The sequence below is a fragment of the Bradyrhizobium australiense genome, from assembly GCF_013114825.1.
In the GTDB taxonomy this organism is placed as follows: Bacteria; Pseudomonadota; Alphaproteobacteria; order Rhizobiales; family Xanthobacteraceae; genus Bradyrhizobium; species Bradyrhizobium australiense.
The window spans coordinates 65,433-83,335 of record NZ_JAAVLX010000006.1 but is presented as its reverse complement, the minus strand read 5'-3'; the positions used below and the strand labels follow the sequence as shown (position 1 = coordinate 83,335).

The following is a 17,903-nucleotide window of genomic DNA, read 5'->3' as shown; positions in this document are numbered from 1 at the left end:
CGATTTCACACCATGCGTTCGCCGCTGAAGCGGCAAGCCGTCATTCGGCGCAGACGCTCGACCATACCCTGCGCGACGCTTCGCCGTCGCATGTCATTGAAACCGCGCTGAAGACGGTAGGCCGCGAGCAGCTTGCGCTGGTGTCGTCGTTCGGCACGGAATCGGCGGCGCTGCTCAAGGTAATGGCCGACGTCGATCCCGCGATTCCCGTGATCTTCCTCGATACCGGATGGCTGTTCGAGGAAACGCTCGCCTATCGCGACACGCTGACCGCGATGCTAGGCCTTCGCGACGTTCGCTCGATCAAGCCGCTGGAAGGCGCGCTCTCGCGGCAGGATCCCGATCGCGAATTGTGGTTCTCCGATCCGGACGCCTGCTGCCGTATCCGCAAGGTGGAACCGCTGGCGCGGGCGCTCAAGCCGTTCTCGGCCTGGATCAACGGACGCAAGCGTTTTCAGGGCGGCGCGCGCGCCGAGATCCCCGTCGTCGAGGACGACGGCGCGAAGCTGAAATTCAATCCTTTCGCCAATGCGTCGCGCGAGGAGATCGAGGCGATCTACAAGCTCGCCAAATTGCCGCCGCATCCGCTGGTCGCCTCGGGCTACCTGTCGGTCGGATGCATGCCGTGCTCAACCCGGACCGCGCCGGACGAGGACGCCCGTGCCGGCCGCTGGCGCGGTAGGTCCAAGACGGAATGCGGCATTCATACGACGAAAACTTCCTAGAATTCGGACTTCATGGGACAACGAAGCTGCGGAACCGCAAACAATGAAATGCGGTTTCGTTGACTAAGCGACCTTTCGTCGCGACTTATACGTTCGTGCTTTGATGATATGCTGCATCAAGCCGAATGGAGATCAATGATGATCCGTCGCATTCTGCCACTCGTCGCTGGATTGCTCTGGGCGAGTTCGGCCTTTGCTGCCGATTACACGCTGCTCAACGTGTCCTACGATCCGACACGCGAACTCTACGCCGATTTCAACAAGGCGTTCGTGGCGGCCTATCAAAAAGAAACCAGCAAGAGCATCGAGATCAAGCAGTCGCATGGCGGCTCGGGCTCGCAAGCGCGCGCGGTGATCGATGGCCTACAGGCCGATATCGTCACGCTGGCGCTGGCTTATGACATCGACGCCATCGCCGCCAAGGGGTTGGTGGCGCCCGACTGGCAGAAGCGGCTATCGCTCAATGCCTCGCCGTATACTTCGACGATCGTGTTCCTGGTGCGCAAGGGAAACCCCAAGGCCATCAAGGATTGGGACGATCTGATCAAGCCCGGTGTGCAGGTGATCACGCCGAACCCGAAGACCTCGGGCGGCGCGCGCTGGAATTATCTGGCGGCGTGGGGCTTTGCCGAAAAGAAATTCGGTTCTGCCGACAGAGCGAAGAAGTTCGTCGCCGATCTCTTCAAGAACGTTCCGGTGCTCGACACCGGTGCGCGCGGCTCGACGGTAACGTTTGTCGAGCGCGGCGTCGGTGACGTGCTGCTGGCGTGGGAGAACGAGGCGTTCCTGGCGCAACGCGAATTCGGCAAGGACAAGTTCGAGATCGTGGCGCCGCCATTGTCAATTCTCGCCGAGCCGCCGGTGGCCCTCGTCGACAAGGTTGCCGATAAAAAAGGCACCCGCGCGGTCGCCGAAGCCTATCTGAAGTATTGGTATACCAAGGAGGGGCAGGAAATCGCCGCACGCAATTCGTACCGTCCGCGCGATTCGGAAATTGCGAAGGAATACGAAAAATCCTTTGCCAAGGTCGAACTTTTCACGATCGACGATGTTTTCGGTGGTTGGACCAAGGCGCAGAAAGATCACTTCGGCGAAGGCGGCATTTTCGACCAGATTTACAAGAACTGATCTGGCCAACGGCCAGCCGTAGCAGAAGCAGGGGGATTTGTGAGCACAGCGGTCGCACGGCGCATGAGCTTGCCCGGGTTCGGTCTGACCATGGGCCTGACGCTGACGTGGCTCTCCGTCATCATCCTCATCCCGCTTGCCGGCCTGTTTCTGAAGACGCTCGAGCTTTCCCCCGGACAGTTCTGGGAAATTCTCACCAGCCGCCGTACCCTGAATGCGCTGAAAATTTCGTTCGGCCTCTCCTTTGCTGCGGCCTGCGTCAATCTGGTGATGGGCACGATCATCGTATGGGCGCTGGTGCGCTATCGCTTTCCGGGCCGGCGGCTGTTCGATGCCATCGTCGACATTCCCTTTGCGCTGCCGACCGCGGTCGCGGGCGTGGCGCTGACGCAATTGTTTGCACAGAAGGGCTGGCTCGGCGCGCCGCTCGCTGAACTCGGCATCAAGGTGGCGTTCACGCCGATCGGCATCTTTATCGCGATGGTCTTCATCGGCATCCCCTTCGTGGTGCGCACGGTTCAACCCGTCCTGATCGATCTCGATCCGGAAATCGAGGAGGCGGCCGCGAGCCTCGGCGCCAACCGCTGGCACACGGTGTTCAGGGTGATTTTGCCGAGCCTGATCCCGGCGCTGCTGACCGGCTTCGCGCTGGCGTTTGCGCGGGCGGTCGGCGAATACGGTTCGGTCATCTTCATCGCCGGCAATCTGCCGAATGTGTCGGAGATTGCGCCACTGCTGATCGTGATCCGGCTGTCCGAATTCCGCTACGCCGATGCGACGGCGATTGCCGTCGTCATGCTGCTGGCCTCGTTCGTGATCATCCTCGCCGTCAATCGCCTGCAACGCTGGGCGCAAACCCGCATTCCCGCGCATTGAGGGCCGATCGATGTCGATGCAAACGAACTTTGTGACTCCGGTGGCGCAGTTGAAGGCCTACGCGTCGACGGCGGGCGTTGCCATTGCCATACCGTCGCACGGCGAGCCGGGCGAGCGGTCGCGCGCGGTTGCTTCGCCGAGGGACCTGCGAACCGAGCCGGGGCCGATCCGCTTCGTCGTCATCGCGCTGGCGGTCTCGTTCCTCACCGTTTTTGTCGTGCTGCCGCTGGTCGTGGTGTTTGCATCGGCTTTTTCGAAGGGCATCAGCGCCTATTTCGCTGCGCTCGCAGAGCCGGAGGCGCTGTCCGCGATCAAGTTGACCCTGCTGGTGGCGGCGATCTCCGTCGGCCTAAATCTGGTGTTCGGCGTGATCGCGGCGTGGGCGATCGCGAAATTTGACTTCCGCGGCAAGACCTTCCTGATCACGCTGATCGACCTGCCGTTCTCGGTCAGTCCGGTCATTTCGGGCCTCGTCTTCGTGCTCTTGTTCGGCGCGCAGGGCTATTGGGGCAGCTGGCTGCAGGCACACAACATCCATATTCTGTTCGCGGTGCCGGGCATTGCGCTCGCGACCATCTTCGTGACCTTCCCGTTCGTCGCCCGTTCGCTGATCCCGCTGATGCAGGAGCAGGGTACGCAGGAGGAGGAGGCCGCGATCTCGCTGGGAGCGTCAGGCCTGCAGACCTTCTTCCGCGTCACTCTGCCCAATATCAAATGGGGCCTGTTGTATGGCGTACTGCTGTGCAATGCGCGCGCCATGGGCGAGTTCGGCGCGGTGTCGGTGGTGTCGGGCCATATCCGCGGCGAGACCAACACCATGCCGCTACTGGTCGAAATTCTGTACAATGAGTATCAGTTCGTAGCGTCATTTGCGATTGCCTCGCTGCTGGCAATGCTGGCATTGATCACGCTGGTCGTGAAAGCGGTTCTCGAACGGCGCCTGGACGAAGGACAAATTCCAAGGAACGATCCCGGTGACCATTGAAGTCAAAAACATCGTCAAGCGGTTCGGCGCGTTCGCGGCGCTCGACAATGTCGACCTGAAGGTCGGCAAGGGCGAACTGCTGGCACTGCTTGGCCCGTCCGGTTCGGGCAAGACCACGCTGTTGCGCATCATTGCCGGCCTTGACTGGCCCGACGCAGGCGAGGTGCGGATCGACGGCGAGGACGCACTTGGCCACGGCGCGAGTGAGCGCCACGTCGGATTCGTGTTTCAGCATTACGCGCTGTTTCGCCACATGACGGTGTTCGAGAACGTCGCCTTCGGCCTGCGTGTGCAGCCGCGCGCCGTCCGCAAGGACGAGGCTAAGATCCGCGCCCGCGTCAAGGAGCTGTTGGATCTGGTGCAGCTCGACTGGCTGGCAAACCGCTATCCCAGCCAATTGTCCGGCGGCCAGCGTCAGCGCATTGCACTCGCCCGCGCGCTCGCAATCGAGCCGCGCATCCTCTTGCTCGACGAGCCGTTCGGCGCGCTGGACGCCAAGGTGCGCAAAGAGCTGCGGCAATGGCTGCGCTCGCTGCATTCCGAAATCCATGTCACCTCGATCTTCGTCACCCACGACCAGGAAGAGGCATTGGAAGTCGCCAACCGCGTGGTGGTGATGGACAAGGGCCGGATCGAGCAGATCGGCACGCCCGGCGATGTCTATGACAATCCGGCGACCGCGTTCGTCCACGGCTTCATCGGAGAATCCATCGTGCTGCCGGTGGAGGTCTCAGGCGGCTCAGTGCGGCTCGCCGGCCGGCCGCTCAACATCGCCGCCGACGGCGCGGCCGCGGGCGCCTCAAAGCTGTTCGTCCGCCGCCACGACATGCAGATCGGCCCTGCGGGAACCGGCTCGCTGGAGGGCGCGGTGCGCCATGTCCGCTCGTTCGGCCCGATCCAGCGGGCGGAGATCGCTCTCTCGGGCGGCGAGGGTAAGACCGTGATCGAGATCGACGCCCCCCGGGACCGGGAACTCCAGGCCGGCGAAATCATCAGCCTGCAGCCCCGCCGTTACCGGATTTTTGCCGCGAAGGAATGACGACGAAGTCGTCATTCCGGGGGCGATGCGCAGCATCGAACGATGGTGCGCGCTTGCGCACCTGAGAATCTCGAGATTCCGGTTCTGGTGCTAGCGCACCATCCCGGAATGACGGTCGAATTAAGTCCCCCGTTCACCATTCAGCCACGGTTGGTATGCAACAAGCGGCGATCCAGGCTTAGGGATTCTTTGGGGGATTCTTTCAGTGAAACGGGCGACCACCGCCATTATCGGCCTATTGCTGCTTGCCGGCTGCTCGGCAGACGTCAAGATTCCGGAACAGCCGGCCATGTATCTCGACATGGCCCAACCCGGCGCCACGCTCGATCCCGTCGCCGCGGCGATCCTGATCTCGCAATATCGTCAGAACAACGGGCTTGGCGCCGTCGTGGTCGACCCCGAGCTGATCAAGCTCGCCGAGCAGCAGTCGCAGGCGATGGCGGCGCGCAACAAGATGGACCACAATGTGAAGGCACCGCTGGAGAAACGTCTGGGGGCCTCGGGCTATCCGGCGACGCTGGCGGTCGAGAATATCTCGGCCGGCTATCACACGATGGCGGAAGCGTTTTCGGGCTGGCGCGACTCGCCGCCGCACAAGTCCAATATGCTGAAGAACGGTGTCACAAAATTGGGCATCGCCGCGGTTTATGCTCCAAACACCAAATACAAGGTGTTCTGGACGCTCATTCTGGCGTCAACCTGAGGCCCATCTTTGACACCGGTGTGGCGCTTCGCAAGACGATAAACTCGGCGTGATCCCTGCTTTGATCTCGCCGATTGACGCGGCAGCGAACTGCCGCCACGGTGCCGGCATATTTGTCCTCTGATTGACGGTCACGATGGATAATTCCAATTCCGCGCCTGCAACCACGCCCGCGATGGCGAAGCGTGTGCTGGTGCTGCAAGGCGGCGGCGCGCTCGGCTCTTACCAGGCCGGCGCGTTCCATGCGCTGTGCCGCGCCGGATTCGAACCTGAATGGATCGCGGGCATTTCGATCGGCGCCGTCAATGCCGCGATCATTGCCGGCAACGAAGGCGAAAAGCGCGTCGATCGGCTGAAAGAATTTTGGGAGATGGTATCGTCTCCGGTGCCATGGAATCCCGTCGCGTCAGGCGACCGCGCACGCTCGTTGTTCAACGAGACCAGCGCCGCGCTGATTGCGACCTTCGGCGTACCGGGCTTCTTCACGCCGCGCATTCCGCCTGCACCGTTGTGGCCGCCGGGCAGCCCGCAATCGCAAAGCTATTACGATACCGCGCCGCTGAAGAAAACGTTGGAGCGGCTTGTCGATTTCGATCGCATCAATGATCTGAAGACGCGGCTCAGCGTCGGTGCGGTCGGCGTGACCTCGGGCAACCTGAGATATTTCGACAATTTCGAGTTCAGGAAACTCGGCAAGAAGATCGGCCCGGAGCACATCATGGCCTCCGGCGCGCTGCCGCCGGGATTTCCTTCCGTCGAGATCGAGGGCGAGCACTATTGGGACGGCGGCGTTGCCTCCAACACGCCGCTCGATTATGTGCTGGGCGAGGAAACCAGCCGCGATCTCCTGATCTTCCAGGTCGATTTGTTCAGTGCGCGCGGCGAATTGCCGACGTCGCTGCTGGAGGCCGCGGAGCGGGAAAAGGACATCCGCTATTCCAGTCGCACCCGCATGGCCACCGACAAGAACAAGCAGGTGCACAACGCGCGCAAGGCGCTGCGCGAACTGCTCCGAAAGCTGCCCGATGATCTCAAGAACGACCCGTCGGTGGCAGTTCTCTGCAACGCGGCAAAGGAAAACACCGTCACCGTCGTGCATCTGATTTACAAGAGCAAGAACTACGAAACGTCATCCAAGGATTACGACTTTTCGCATGTCGCCATGGTCGAGCACTGGAACGCAGGCGTCCGCGACGTTCATCTGTCGATGCGTCACAAGGATGTGCTGGAGCGTCCGCAATCCGGCCAGACCATGATGGCATACGATATGACGGGGGATGTTTCGAAGACCGCCGCAGGCAAGCAGGAGTGAATGGAATGGGTACGTTAAAAGGCAAGACCGCTGTCGTGACCGGCTCGACAAGCGGCATCGGATTGGCTTACGCCCGCGCTTTTGCCGCCGCCGGCGCCAATGTCGTCCTCAACGGCATGGGCGTGCCGGCCGATATCGAGCGCGAGCGCTCCGGTATCGAGACCGACTTCAAGGTCCGCGCGGTGCACTCGCCCGCCGACATGACCAGGCCCGCCGAGATTGCCGAAATGGTCGCGCTTGGCGAGAAGACGTTTGGTTCGGTCGATATCCTCGTCAACAATGCCGGCATCCAGTTCGTGTCGCCGATCGAGGAGTTTCCGCCCGAGAAGTGGGAAGCCATTATCGCCATAAACCTTTCGTCGGCGTTCTACGGCATCCGTGCCGCGGTGCCCGGGATGAAGAAGCGCGGCTGGGGCCGCATCATCAACACGGCTTCCGCCCATTCGCTGGTCGCTTCGCCGTTCAAGGCAGCCTATGTCTCGGCCAAGCACGGCATCGCCGGTCTCACCAAGACGGTGGCGCTGGAGCTTGCGACCTTCAAGATCACCTGCAACTGCATTAGTCCCGGTTACGTGTGGACGCCGCTGGTCGAAAAGCAAATTCCCGATACCATGAAGGCGCGCAACCTGACCAAGGAGCAGGTCATCAACGACGTGCTGCTGGAGGCGCAGCCGACCAAGGAGTTCGTGACCTCCGAACAGGTCGCGGCGCTGGCGCTGTTCCTGTGTAGCGACGATGCCGCCCAGATCACCGGCGCCAACCTGTCGATCGACGGCGGTTGGACCGCGGAGTAGGACTGCGTTCCCCGGATGCTGCGCAGCGCGCCTCACTCGCGGCGTGGTGCGCTGCTGATCCGGGATCCAAGCGGCGGTCGTGGGTCCCGGCTCTGCGGAACAGCGTTACGCGCTGCACCGCGTCCGGGACACGAATGAAAGTCATCACGCCTAATGGGCGGTGCTCCCGGTCACGGCTGCGATACTCTCCTGCGAAAAATGCAGCTCATTAAAGGCTAGCTTGCTGGCGACGAGAATCAGAACTGAGGCCAGTACCAGCCTCAGCACCGTCTCCGGCACGCGAACCGCGCAGTAGCTGCCGATCACGATGCCGGGCAACGATCCGATCAACAGCACACCCATCAGCGCCCAATCGACCGAACCCAGCGCCCAGTGTCCAATGCCGGCGACCAATGTCAGGGGCACCGCGTGCGCGATGTCGGAGCCGACAATCCGCGCCATCGGCAGGCGCGGATAAAGCAGCAGGAGCGCGGTGACGCCAACTGCGCCGGCGCCGACCGATGAAATCGAAACCAGCACGCCGAGCGCCACGCCGACCATCACGGTCGCTTGGCTGGTGGTCGAGGTGTCGAGCCGCTCCATGTGTCGGCGATACCGGTCCATGATCGCTTTGCGGAAGATCAACGATATCGCGGTAAGGAGCAGCGCAAAGCACAACACCAGATTGACCAGGCTGCGGGCGGAATCTCCCTTGAGGTCGAGTTGCCACAGCACGAGCAAGGTAACGATGCTTGCCGGGATGCTGCCGCTGGCGAGCCGGATCACTGCCGGCCAGTGAATGCTGCGTGCAAAGCCATGCACCAGGCTGCCGCCCGTCTTGGTGGCCGCGGCATATAGGAGGTCGGTGCCGACAGCGGTCGACGGGTGAATGCCGAACAGCAGGATCAGCAACGGCGTCATCAGCGAGCCGCCGCCGACGCCCGTCATCCCGACCAGCAGGCCGACCCCGAAACCCGAGGCAACGTAAAGCGGATCAATCATTTCCGGCGCAAGTTCCATTTCGCATGTGCGAATATATATCAACGCAGGGAATAAACGTCCTATCGATGGCGGTTGATCGGGCGAAATAAGAATATTTCATGCGGGCATCGAGCCCCGGTGGTTATTTTCCCCAATTTGGCGGTGCTGGGCGATAGTGACGTCCTGCGGCTAAAGCGACACCACCGAAAGGCGGTCGCGGTCACCGAAGCAGCCGCCAATTCCCCGAAGATCGCCCACTTGAAGGGATGAGCAGCCTGGCCCCGCTGCGCCGCGCACCATGATCGATGGGCGCCTGATTCAGCGCTTGCCGAACGCCAGCACGTGTAGTCCGAGCCGCCGGCGCACGATCCAGAACAAAAGCACCGTCTCGAACGTCAGCGAGATCGAGGTCGCCGCCGCCGCGCCGTGGCCCCCGAAGCGGGGCACCAGGATGACGCACAGAACGACGTTCATGACAAAGGCCAGCGCGTAGGCCAGCGCGCAGATATGCTGGTGACCGAGCATGTTCAGGAGCCGCTCGACCGGGCCGATCGCGGAACGCACCACAAGTCCAACAGCTGCAATGAACATGATGTCATAGCCGACAACGAATTGCGGTCCGAACAACCACAACAGCGGCTTGCCCAACGCCAGCAGCAGAATGGTCGCGGCCAGCGACGGCCAGAACGTCCACTGGATCGCATGCGCCACGTAGGCCGACAGCCGCGCCTTATCGCCTTGCGCGTTGTACTCGGCAAAGCGGTGCGCGGTTGTCGCCGACATCGCGTAGTGAATGAAGGAGACCAGCGCCAGCGTCTTCACCACGGCAAAATAAATGCCTACCTCCTCCGAGGAGCGGAACTGCTGCAGCACCAGTACGTCGGTGTACGACAACAGCAGATAAAAACTCTCCACCAGCAGGATCGGCAGCGAGACCGCGAGCCAGCCGCGGAAGTCGTAGGCTCGGGGGCCGAGCTCGATGTGGTGGCCGAGCTTGCGATTGAGCACGATCATCTGACCGATCATCGCGATCCATACCGCCGCGGCACTGGCCCACATCGCTGCGGTGGCGCCGAGATTGAAGCCGAGCACGAAGGCGCCGGCGGTTAGGCCGATGATCAGCGACTGGCGGACGATGAATTGCGGCATCAGGCCAAGCCGCATCCAGTCATGCGAGCGGGCGATGCCGTCCTGGGTGTTGGCGACGACAAACGCCGGTAGTGTCAGGCAACCGATGTAGAGCGGAACGATCGCGCTGCCATCGATCCACGGCGACAATCCCTTCACCACGCCCGCCAGCAGCAGCGAGACGATCGAAGACACGGCGAACGTCATCCATCGGCTGCCGGAGAGAAAGCCGCGCAACAGCGCGTGTTCGCCACGCGTTCGATACTCCGGAATGAGCTTCTGCGCGGATGCCGAAATGCCGAAATCCATCATGCTGCCGAGCAGCAGCACCCAGGTCCAGACATAGACATAGACGCCGTAGTCGGAGCCGCCCATCCAGCGCGCCAGCAGGATCTGCGACAAATAGGCCAGCGCTGCGCTGAAGACGCGGATGACGAAGATAGTGCCGGCCAGCCGCCTTGTCACGGAGGCTTCACTCGAGCCGCCAAGCAGCGCACGCAAGCGCGCGATCACGCCGGCGGGCGAAGCGGTTGCCGATTGAGTATCCATCACGGCCACGAGGGTGCATCCCGAAACGTGCCGCGAGCGGCGGCGACGGTCGGATGTATCAACCATTCGTTAAGATTCGGTTGGGTGGGGCCGGTGAGGACCGGTACCGATTTGGCTTTGCGCAACTGCAAAGTCGCACCGACCTGGCTTGCTGATCGCTCCCGAACCGCATTCTGCTGAATTGCTGCCGCCTGACGGCGGCACGATGAAGCCTCTCAGGAACAAAATTGCCGGCCCGTCGTTTGATGCCGCGGAGCCATCGCCCGCCGTTCACAATGGCGCATGTCGCGGATAGCCAAAGGTCTTCGGACCCGCCGTTATTCATTACAGGCGCTCGCGCGGATAGCCAAAGGCGATGGCTGCCGACCCACCCGAACAGCCCGCGTGTCCGGGCCGCGAGATGGATGATCCGAACGATCTGGTCCTGGCCATGTTGGGATTGGCGATGGCCGCCATCATGCTGGTGGCCGGCGCGCTCTATCTCATCATGACGCCCGATCCCATACCGACCCGCACAGCCCCGCCAGCCGTGCAGGTATCCCCGGTTTCGTAGCTTGATGTTGGGGCCCCGGATTGGCGGAACTTTTCCGGTTTTTTGTAATTTTGAGCTTCGGCCGCATGGTGCGGTCGGGGAGGAAAAATATGAAACTGCTTGTCACCGCTGTAACGATCACTACCGCGCTGGCTGTCAGCCCGGCTTCTGCCCAGAAGACGGCTTGCACAAGCGAAAACATGGCCAAGCTCGTCACGTCCAGTAACGCTATGCCTGATACTCCAGGTAAGGCGGCGATGATGAGGGAGATCGGCGCGGTGAATGCCGCCATGGCAAAGGGCGACATGCGTAGCGCTTGCAAGAGCTATATGCGCGCTCAGCAAATGAGCGGGCAGAAAGGCTAGGCGTACACGTTGCTGAAGAAGAGAGCTGCCAAGCGCCGGCTCTCCTCGAGCTAGAAAGCCGCTGCACCGGGACGGAAACACGTGGCGCGATTGCGCACATCCGCAGGGACGGCAGGTCGCATCAATTCAAACTGACGTTGAACTCATAGGCCCGGTCGCCGCCGACCAGCGTCAGTTTGAGTGCGGCGCCTTCCGGGCTGGCGCCGGGCGGCAGGCCGTCGAGTTCGAAGGCAAAGCGTTTGACGCCGGGCTGGCTTTGCTCCACCAGCCTGGGAACCGGCAGCGCCCAGTCGGGCGTCGGTCCCTCGACGAACAGGCTGACCTCCTTGGCCTCGGGCGCGGTCACGTCGACCAAGACGTTGCTCTTTCCCTCGCGCTTGATGTCGCGGATGGTCAGCGGATTGGGATCGCCGACATTGGCCGGCTTTGGCACCGTATTGAGCGCATCGGACAGCGTGCCGTCCTCGGTGCTTGCCACGCTGGCAAAAGCGAGTTCGGCATGGGCTTCGACGGGAATGCAGAGCTTCTCGCAAACCGCGTAGCTGATGTTGGCCCGCAACGTCACCGGCTTGTCGACATTCTTTGCGACAATCCGCAACGGCAGCACGACCTGCTGCTTGTATCCCAGCGCGGTGCCGCCTGCGCCGTCATCAAATTTCATCGGTGCCGGCCACAGCACCGTCACGGCTTCGACATTGTCCGATTTGGAGAAGTCAAAGCGGGGTGGTACGCCGGAATCCCCAGGCGTCCGCCAATAGGTCTTCCATCCCGGCTGCAACTGGATGGCTACGCCGCCGAGCAGCACCGTGCCGCTGCGCGATCCTGCCAGCAACCGGACTGCGGAATGGGCGTCGCGTTGCCACGGCGAGGCATCCTCGGCGCGAACCTCCGACGCCGCACACGCAACACACAAGGCGACGACGCCGAGTGCGGCGCGCAGGGGAACTATGACGCTCATGGCACGTCTTTACATGCAACTTTCGATGCAAACCATTGAATTGCATGTGATCGGCAGCCGAATGATGCCGGAAGCTTGATTGACAGAAGCCGTACCCGATATCAGGATATGGACCTGCAAGAGAAAGGCCTTTGCGGATGAGCCCTGAAGGCAAGACACCGAAGCCTGTCCGCCGCAAAACCGCTGGCTTTGGCGATAATTCGTCCGGCGAGGGTTATCTGGACGGCCGGCTGCTGATCGCCATGCCTGTGATGGGCGATCCGCGCTTCGAGCGCTCCGTCATCTACATGTGCGCGCACTCGTCGGAAGGGGCGATGGGCATCATTGTCAACCGTCCGGCCGGCAGCATCGACTTTCCCGGATTGCTGGTGCAACTCGACATCATCGAGAAGGCCGACCAGATCAAGCTCCCGGAAAACGCCGAGACCATGCAGGTGCTGAAGGGCGGCCCGGTCGATACCGGCCGCGGCTTCGTGCTGCATTCGAGCGATTTTTTCATCAAGGACGCGACGCTGAATATCGACGACGGCATCTGCCTGACCGCGACGGTGGACATCCTCAAGGCGATCGCCAGGGGCGCCGGGCCGAAGCACGCGATCCTGGCGCTCGGCTATGCCGGCTGGGCGCCCGGGCAGCTCGAGAGCGAGATCCAGCACAATGGCTGGTTGCATTGCGACGCCGACCCGGATCTGATTTTCGGCGACGACGTCGAGGAAAAATATCCGCGCGCGTTGCGCAAGATCGGCATCGACCCCGGCATGCTGTCGAACGAAGCCGGGCACGCTTAGTTGTCGTCCCTGCGAACGCAGGGACCCATAACCACGAGCGTGGGTGATTGCGAAGGCTGGCGCCGCTTTCCAGCGTAACAACGTAAGTCGGTGGTTATGGGTCCCGGCTCGCGCGCTTCGCTTGGCCGGGACGACGGAGAGTATTATTCCGCTGCCTGCTGCGTCACCGTCGGCTCGGTGCCGGCAACGGTCGCGCGGCGCATGTCGCGCGGCTGCGACTGGTCGTAGCGCCGCACCCGGTGCATGGTCTGGCGGTTATCCCACATCACGAGGTCATGCACGGTCCATTTATGGACGTAGACGAATTCCTTCTGCGTGGCATGCTCGGTCAGGTCGCGCAGCAAAAGCCGCGCCTCGGGCATGCTCATGCCCAGAATCGCGCCCGCGTGCGACGACAGATACAGCGACTTGCGGCGGTGTACCGGATGCGTCCGCACCAGCCGCTGCAGCACCGGCTTGAACATTTCCTTTTCTTCATCGGTATAATCCACGAAGCCGAGCGAGCCGCGCGAATACATCAGCGAGTGCTCGCAGATCAGGTCCTCGATCTCGGCCTTGGTCTCGTCGTCGAGCGCGTCATAGGCCGCGCGCATGTCAGCGAATTCGGTGTTGCCGCCCTTTGGGTTCACCACCCGCGCCGATAAAAGCGAAAATTTTGCCGGGATCGGGCGGAACGAGCTGTCGGAATGCCACAGGCAATTGCCGAGGTTGAACAGATGCGCGCGGCTGTCGCGCGGCAATGGCTTGCCGTCCTTGCCGAGGTTGGAGACGTCGTTAAGGCCGGTCGAAAGGCGCGAATCCTGAGGCTTGACGATATTGCCGCCGCGAGCATCTTCGCGCTCGCCGAAATTCAGCGCGAATGCGAGTTGCTGTTCGTCCGTGATGTCCTGATTGCGGAATAGCAGCACGGCATATTTGTCCATACCGGCTTCGATATCCGCCGCCTCCTGCGGCGTCAGCGGTTTGCGCAAATCAACGCCCGAAACCTCGCCGAAAAAATGCGGATGAAGCTGGCGGATCGTAACCGTCATGGCGTCTCTCCCGAAACCGGCGGGCGGTTTTGCCCGTTCTGTTTGCGAGAAAAATTACTCTCCGAAATGCCCAAGTCAACGCTGCGGACGCATGCCCGCTACGCATTCCGCGCCATCAGCCCGCCATCGACCGGGATCACCGCGCCGGTCAGGAACGAGGCGGCGGGCAGGCACAAGCTCAGCGTCATATGCGCCACTTCCTCCGGGTCGCCGTAGCGGCCGAGTGCGGTGCGGCGCTTGGCGTAGATCGTTTTGTGCTCTTCGGAAATCCGCTCGGTGATCGCGGTGCGGATTGGCCCCGGGCAGATGCAGTTCACGGTGATGCCTTCGCGGCCGAGCTCGACGGCGAGCGAGCGCGTCAAGCCGGTGACCCCGGCTTTCGCCGCCGAGTAGGGACTGTGCAGCGCCGTCGCGCCGAGCGCTTCGGTGGAGGCGATGTTGACGATCCGCGGATTGTTCGATCGGCGCAAATGCGGCAACGCGGCCCGGATGATTCGCGGATGCGCCGTCAGCATCACGGTGAGCGCCTTGTCCCAGGCTGCTTCATAACCGTCGTCGTCGATCGCCACGCGCACGGAGATGCCGGCATTGTTGATGACGATATCGAGGGAGCCGAAATGCGCGGCAATCTCGTTGACTACCTTGATGATCTCGTCAGGTTTGGTGACATCCAGCGCCCATGCTTTCGCCGAGCCGCCCTTTGCCAGGATCTCGCCGGCGACGCTCTCGGTGGCGTCTACGTTGAGATCGGTGACGGCGACGTTGGCGCCCTCGGCCGCGAACACAAGGGCGGTGGCGCGTCCCATGCCGCTGGCGGCACCGGTGACAAGAACGGTCAGACCTTTGACCGAACGGCTGAGCTCTTTGAAATCTGACATGACGGGTCCGGGCAATGAAGGCTGGGCGCGTTGCAGGATTGACAAGGCTGGCACCGATCCTCAGACAGGTCAAACGAAGCCAAAAACGCAACCAAGAAAAGGATCGCAGGGATGAACGAACTGGATTTCAGCGGCAGGCACGTGCTGGTGATCGGCGGCTCCAGCGGCATCGGCAACGGCATCGCGCACGCCTTCCGCGCCAAGGGCGCGCATGTTGCTGTGTGCGGTACCCGCGCGAGCGCTGCCGATTATTCGCCCGATGAAGGATCGCATCTCGAAGGTCTCGATTATTTCCGGCTCGACGTCAGCAACGCGCAGGCCATTGAATCCTTCCAGCCATCCTTCGCGAAACTCGACGTGCTGGTGCTGGCGCAGGGCGCGGTGATCTACCGCCGCGGCGAATTCGAGATGGCTGGCTTTCGCAAGGTAGTGGAAGTCAACCTGATGAGCCTGATGGCCTGTGCGACCAAATTCCATGCGATGCTGAGCGCCAGCAAAGGCTCGCTCATCATCGTCAGTTCGACCGCCGCCTATCACTCCACCATGGGTAATCCGGCCTACAACGCCTCGAAGACCGGCGCAGTTGGGTTGACCCGCACGCTCGGCGAGGCGTGGGCCGAAAGCGGCATCCGCGTCAACGGCATCGCGCCAGGGCTGGTCGACACCAAGATGACCAAGGCGACCACCGCCAATCCGAAACGCCTCGAAGGTGCGCTCGAGCGGATCCCGTTGAAACGGCTCGGCACGCCGGCCGACATGGCCGGTGCAGCGCTGTTCCTGGCCTCCCCGCTGTCGTCCTACATCATCGGCCAGACCATCGTGGTCGATGGCGGGCTGATCCTGTGAGCCCTGCACCGGCGTTTCGAGTGCGGCAGGAACCCGGGCGCGTCTCGTCGGTTACATCTGCTGAAAACAGGAGTGACCGCGATGGACAAGGATCGGATTGCTGGTTCGGCCAAGGATTTTGCGGGTAAGGTCGAAAGTACTACCGGCGACATGGCTGGCGATGCGAAGACGCAAGCCGAGGGCCGCGTGCGCGAAGCGGCCGGCACGGTGCAAAATCTCTACGGCCAGGCCAAGGATGTCGCCCGCGATGCTACCGATGCCGCGGTCGGCTATGCCAAGGATGCTTATGAGAACAGCGGCGACACCGTTCGCAGCGGCCAGCACGCGGTGGCGAAAACCGTGCAGGAAAATCCGCTCGGCGCGCTGTTGGTTGCCGGTGGCATTGGGTTTGCCCTGGCGCTCTTGATGACGCGCCCGCCGCGCCGCCCGCCGCCGCGCTGGCGCTATTACGGCTAACCTCATCCTGAGGAGCGGCCTCTTGGCCGCGTCTCGAAGGATGGTGGCATCGGAGCTTCATGGTTCGAGACGCGCGAAGACGCGCTCCTCACCATGGGGACTGCGTGATCATCGCATGAAATTGCCCGGCGGGACCTCTGCCGAGCGCCCGACATTACCCGGCGGACGCGGCGCGCCCGGAGCAGCAGCGGGTCCACGCGGCGGTGCAGCCGCGGGCGGTGCAGGCGGCCGCGGCGCCGCGCCGAAACCGCCGAAGAAATCGCGCAGTGACGGACCGTTGTTTTGCGCCGGGCGGATTTGCATCGGCGGCTGTCTCTTTTGCTGCTGCTGCAAGGTTTGCTGCGGCGGCGGCAGCAAAAGCTGCTTCTGTGCAGGGGCGGCTGCCGTGGTACCGCTCGGCGAGGTGGCCGCCACCGGCGTATCGCCCTTGGCCGGCTCGCGGCCGATTTCCCGGCGAGGCCACAGGTAGTCGTCGGCGCGCCCGGCTGGCGGCGCCAGTGCTTCGCCCTTCACCAGCGTGCGGGCGGCGAGCGCATCGACCGCCGCTGGACGCGAGCCTGGACCGCCGAGCAACTGATCGGTGCCCACGGACGACGCCACCAGCGGCATGACCGGTCCTGCGAGGGGACGCGGCGCAGGCTGGCCGGGCGCGACATTGGCCTCCGGCGTTGCCGGTTCGATCGGCACGGCGATCGGCCCCGAGCGTGCGGCCAAAAGGCGCGTCACCTCGCGCTCGACATAATGCGCAAGCTTGCGTGCGCCGGGCTTGGTGAAGAAGACGCCATCGGCGGTGCGCAACTGGCGGATCTGGCCTTCGAAGTCGGGACCTTTCTGCAGGAAGCGGCCGGCTTCATCGACAAAGCCATCCCAGATATCGACATATGTGATGCCGGCTTTGCCGGCACCGTCGCGATACAGCGCATCAAGGAACAGCATGTCGGCCGTTCCCTTTTGCCCGCGGATCGCCGGCAGGCCGACCCACAATACCGGCACGCCCTTGGATTTCAGCACGCCGATCAGCTCTTCGATCTTCTTGGCGTAGAGTTCGACCCAGCGCTCGTCGCGGAATTCGTAGAGTCCGCCGCCGGAGCGCGCAGTCTTATCGGGCGCGGCGGTTTGTGGCGTGTCGTTGTCGGCCGCGTCGTCCGGCGACAATTCGGCGTCGATCGGCTTGTCGTCGTGTTTTGCCGCATCAGCCGAACCTTCCGGCTTCTTTGCATCTGCTGGCTTGGCATCGGTCTTGCCGCGCGCGTCCTTCTTGTCTTCTTTCTTGTCGGTCTTCTTCTCGGTGACCGGCTCGCGGATCGCCTGGCGGTCGTTGAGGCCGAGCATGACGACGATGGCGTCCGGCTTTTCGGTGGCAAGGATGCCCTTGGCAGCCGCCACCCAATCGGCAGGCTCGCCGCGCGGTTGATACTTGATCAGGCCGGAGACGGTCTTGTGCTTGCGGATTACGCCCATGTCGGGCTGCTCGGCATAGGCGTCTTCCAGGCCATAGGCGAGCCAGTCCGCCATGGCGTCGCCCAGCACCAGCACGTTACGTTCCGGCACCGTGTCGCGCTTGGCCGGCGCGGGCGCGCGGGAGAAATCCTGGCGCGGCGCCTGCGGTGCCTGCTGTTGAAAGGGTGAAAAGAAATCGCCGCCGAACCAGCCGCCGCCACGCTGCGGCGCTTGCCGCTGCGGCGGGCCGCCAAAGCCGCCGAAATTGAAAAACTGCGCGGAGGCAGGGCCCACGATCCCGACCAGAAGCGCGATCGCAACCGCCAGCGCCACCAGCGGGCCGGTGTCGGTGAACACGCGCAAAAAGGACTTTGGCTTTCGCATCCGGCTCGGTCGCAAATGGATCGTGA

Annotated in this window: 19 protein-coding genes; 13 read left to right on the top strand and 6 right to left on the bottom strand. The window is 62.8% G+C overall.

Features of this window, described 5'->3' with window-relative positions:
* The first annotated feature begins 2 nt into the window (after positions 1 to 2).
* The 8 genes from HCN58_RS19115 to HCN58_RS19080 all read left to right on the top strand — a co-directional run bounded on the left by HCN58_RS19115 (position 3) and on the right by HCN58_RS19080 (position 7,562).
* Positions 3 to 725 (top strand): phosphoadenylyl-sulfate reductase, encoded by a 723-nt coding sequence (locus HCN58_RS19115; protein ID WP_311966844.1) that lies wholly within the window; start codon positions 3 to 5, stop codon positions 723 to 725.
* A gap of 138 nt (positions 726 to 863) precedes the next feature.
* Positions 864 to 1,853: a sulfate ABC transporter substrate-binding protein gene (locus tag HCN58_RS19110; RefSeq protein WP_171580928.1), complete on the top strand. Its 990-nt coding sequence runs from the start codon at positions 864 to 866 to the stop codon at positions 1,851 to 1,853.
* Between the two features lie 63 nt (positions 1,854 to 1,916).
* Positions 1,917 to 2,729: a sulfate ABC transporter permease subunit CysT gene (cysT, locus tag HCN58_RS19105; RefSeq protein WP_171581198.1), complete on the top strand. Its 813-nt coding sequence runs from the start codon at positions 1,917 to 1,919 to the stop codon at positions 2,727 to 2,729.
* A 10-nt stretch (positions 2,730 to 2,739) separates the two neighbouring features.
* Positions 2,740 to 3,714 (top strand): sulfate ABC transporter permease subunit CysW, encoded by a 975-nt coding sequence (gene cysW, locus HCN58_RS19100; protein ID WP_171580926.1) that lies wholly within the window; start codon positions 2,740 to 2,742, stop codon positions 3,712 to 3,714.
* Positions 3,704 to 4,753 (top strand): sulfate/molybdate ABC transporter ATP-binding protein, encoded by a 1,050-nt coding sequence (locus HCN58_RS19095; protein WP_171580925.1) that lies wholly within the window; start codon positions 3,704 to 3,706, stop codon positions 4,751 to 4,753. Before cysW ends, HCN58_RS19095 begins: the two co-directional genes overlap by 11 nt.
* A gap of 205 nt (positions 4,754 to 4,958) precedes the next feature.
* Positions 4,959 to 5,456: a CAP domain-containing protein gene (locus HCN58_RS19090; RefSeq protein ID WP_171580924.1), complete on the top strand. Its 498-nt coding sequence runs from the start codon at positions 4,959 to 4,961 to the stop codon at positions 5,454 to 5,456.
* A gap of 136 nt (positions 5,457 to 5,592) precedes the next feature.
* On the top strand, positions 5,593 to 6,768 hold the full coding sequence (locus HCN58_RS19085; RefSeq protein ID WP_171580923.1) for a DUF3734 domain-containing protein: 1,176 nt from the start codon (positions 5,593 to 5,595) through the stop codon (positions 6,766 to 6,768).
* Between the two features lie 5 nt (positions 6,769 to 6,773).
* The gene (locus HCN58_RS19080) at positions 6,774 to 7,562 is read left to right on the top strand and encodes a 3-hydroxybutyrate dehydrogenase (RefSeq protein WP_171580922.1); all 789 of its coding nucleotides are present in this window, start codon (positions 6,774 to 6,776) and stop codon (positions 7,560 to 7,562) included.
* Between the two features lie 150 nt (positions 7,563 to 7,712).
* Here HCN58_RS19080 and HCN58_RS19075 read toward each other — a convergent pair whose 3' ends face one another.
* Positions 7,713 to 8,543, bottom strand: a complete 831-nt coding sequence (locus tag HCN58_RS19075; RefSeq protein WP_171580921.1) for a sulfite exporter TauE/SafE family protein — start codon at positions 8,541 to 8,543, stop codon at positions 7,713 to 7,715.
* A 297-nt stretch (positions 8,544 to 8,840) separates the two neighbouring features.
* Positions 8,841 to 10,199, bottom strand: coding sequence for an oligosaccharide flippase family protein (locus HCN58_RS19070; protein ID WP_171581197.1), 1,359 nt, complete (start codon positions 10,197 to 10,199; stop codon positions 8,841 to 8,843).
* A 355-nt stretch (positions 10,200 to 10,554) separates the two neighbouring features.
* On the opposite strand from HCN58_RS19070, the gene HCN58_RS19065 reads away from it, so the two are divergent.
* Together HCN58_RS19065 and HCN58_RS19060 are read left to right on the top strand one after the other, a co-directional pair.
* Positions 10,555 to 10,752 (top strand): hypothetical protein, encoded by a 198-nt coding sequence (locus HCN58_RS19065; RefSeq protein WP_171580920.1) that lies wholly within the window; start codon positions 10,555 to 10,557, stop codon positions 10,750 to 10,752.
* Between the two features lie 89 nt (positions 10,753 to 10,841).
* Positions 10,842 to 11,096: a hypothetical protein gene (locus HCN58_RS19060; RefSeq protein WP_171580919.1), complete on the top strand. Its 255-nt coding sequence runs from the start codon at positions 10,842 to 10,844 to the stop codon at positions 11,094 to 11,096.
* A gap of 121 nt (positions 11,097 to 11,217) precedes the next feature.
* On the opposite strand, the gene HCN58_RS19055 is transcribed toward HCN58_RS19060, so the two are convergent.
* Complete coding sequence (locus HCN58_RS19055) at positions 11,218 to 12,054, bottom strand: protein-disulfide reductase DsbD domain-containing protein (RefSeq protein ID WP_171580918.1); 837 nt, start codon at positions 12,052 to 12,054, stop codon at positions 11,218 to 11,220.
* A gap of 137 nt (positions 12,055 to 12,191) precedes the next feature.
* Between HCN58_RS19055 and HCN58_RS19050 the strand changes: the two genes are divergently transcribed.
* Positions 12,192 to 12,842, top strand: coding sequence for a YqgE/AlgH family protein (locus tag HCN58_RS19050; protein WP_171580917.1), 651 nt, complete (start codon positions 12,192 to 12,194; stop codon positions 12,840 to 12,842).
* Positions 12,843 to 12,985: 143 nt separating this feature from the next.
* Here the strand turns inward: HCN58_RS19050 and HCN58_RS19045 are convergent, their stop codons facing one another.
* Both HCN58_RS19045 and HCN58_RS19040 read right to left on the bottom strand, forming a co-directional pair.
* Entirely contained in the window at positions 12,986 to 13,873 is an 888-nt protein-coding gene (locus HCN58_RS19045; RefSeq protein ID WP_171580916.1) for a TauD/TfdA dioxygenase family protein, read from the bottom strand.
* A 98-nt stretch (positions 13,874 to 13,971) separates the two neighbouring features.
* Positions 13,972 to 14,751, bottom strand: coding sequence for an SDR family NAD(P)-dependent oxidoreductase (locus tag HCN58_RS19040; RefSeq protein WP_171580915.1), 780 nt, complete (start codon positions 14,749 to 14,751; stop codon positions 13,972 to 13,974).
* 111 nt (positions 14,752 to 14,862) lie between these two features.
* Here HCN58_RS19040 and HCN58_RS19035 point away from each other — a divergent pair, with 111 nt between their 5' ends.
* Together HCN58_RS19035 and HCN58_RS19030 are read left to right on the top strand one after the other, a co-directional pair.
* A complete protein-coding gene (locus tag HCN58_RS19035) occupies positions 14,863 to 15,597 on the top strand; it encodes an SDR family NAD(P)-dependent oxidoreductase (RefSeq protein ID WP_171580914.1) in 735 nt (244 codons plus the stop codon).
* A gap of 81 nt (positions 15,598 to 15,678) precedes the next feature.
* Entirely contained in the window at positions 15,679 to 16,053 is a 375-nt protein-coding gene (locus tag HCN58_RS19030; RefSeq protein WP_171580912.1) for a CsbD family protein, read from the top strand.
* Between the two features lie 108 nt (positions 16,054 to 16,161).
* Here the strand turns inward: HCN58_RS19030 and HCN58_RS19025 are convergent, their stop codons facing one another.
* Positions 16,162 to 17,877 carry an SGNH/GDSL hydrolase family protein gene (locus HCN58_RS19025; RefSeq protein ID WP_171580911.1) on the bottom strand — a complete coding sequence of 572 codons (1,716 nt, stop codon included), beginning with the start codon at positions 17,875 to 17,877 and terminating at the stop codon, positions 16,162 to 16,164.
* Positions 17,878 to 17,903 lie beyond the last annotated feature (26 nt).

Bases quoted from the DNA above. Each gene is read 5' to 3' on its own strand.
- HCN58_RS19110 (WP_171580928.1), top strand. From the start codon at position 864: ATGATCCGTCGCATTCTGCCACTCGTCGCTGGATTGCTCTGGGCGAGT.
- cysT (WP_171581198.1), top strand. From the start codon at position 1,917: ATGAGCTTGCCCGGGTTCGGTCTGACCATGGGCCTGACGCTGACGTGG.
- cysW (WP_171580926.1), top strand. From the start codon at position 2,740: ATGTCGATGCAAACGAACTTTGTGACTCCGGTGGCGCAGTTGAAGGCC.
- HCN58_RS19085 (WP_171580923.1), top strand. From the start codon at position 5,593: ATGGATAATTCCAATTCCGCGCCTGCAACCACGCCCGCGATGGCGAAG.
- HCN58_RS19080 (WP_171580922.1), top strand. From the start codon at position 6,774: ATGGGTACGTTAAAAGGCAAGACCGCTGTCGTGACCGGCTCGACAAGC.
- HCN58_RS19075 (WP_171580921.1), bottom strand. From the start codon at position 8,543: ATGATTGATCCGCTTTACGTTGCCTCGGGTTTCGGGGTCGGCCTGCTG.
- HCN58_RS19070 (WP_171581197.1), bottom strand. From the start codon at position 10,199: ATGGATACTCAATCGGCAACCGCTTCGCCCGCCGGCGTGATCGCGCGC.
- HCN58_RS19065 (WP_171580920.1), top strand. From the start codon at position 10,555: ATGGCTGCCGACCCACCCGAACAGCCCGCGTGTCCGGGCCGCGAGATG.
- HCN58_RS19060 (WP_171580919.1), top strand. From the start codon at position 10,842: ATGAAACTGCTTGTCACCGCTGTAACGATCACTACCGCGCTGGCTGTC.
- HCN58_RS19055 (WP_171580918.1), bottom strand. From the start codon at position 12,054: ATGAGCGTCATAGTTCCCCTGCGCGCCGCACTCGGCGTCGTCGCCTTG.
- HCN58_RS19050 (WP_171580917.1), top strand. From the start codon at position 12,192: ATGAGCCCTGAAGGCAAGACACCGAAGCCTGTCCGCCGCAAAACCGCT.
- HCN58_RS19045 (WP_171580916.1), bottom strand. From the start codon at position 13,873: ATGACGGTTACGATCCGCCAGCTTCATCCGCATTTTTTCGGCGAGGTT.
- HCN58_RS19040 (WP_171580915.1), bottom strand. From the start codon at position 14,751: ATGTCAGATTTCAAAGAGCTCAGCCGTTCGGTCAAAGGTCTGACCGTT.
- HCN58_RS19035 (WP_171580914.1), top strand. From the start codon at position 14,863: ATGAACGAACTGGATTTCAGCGGCAGGCACGTGCTGGTGATCGGCGGC.
- HCN58_RS19030 (WP_171580912.1), top strand. From the start codon at position 15,679: ATGGACAAGGATCGGATTGCTGGTTCGGCCAAGGATTTTGCGGGTAAG.
- HCN58_RS19025 (WP_171580911.1), bottom strand. From the start codon at position 17,877: ATGCGAAAGCCAAAGTCCTTTTTGCGCGTGTTCACCGACACCGGCCCG.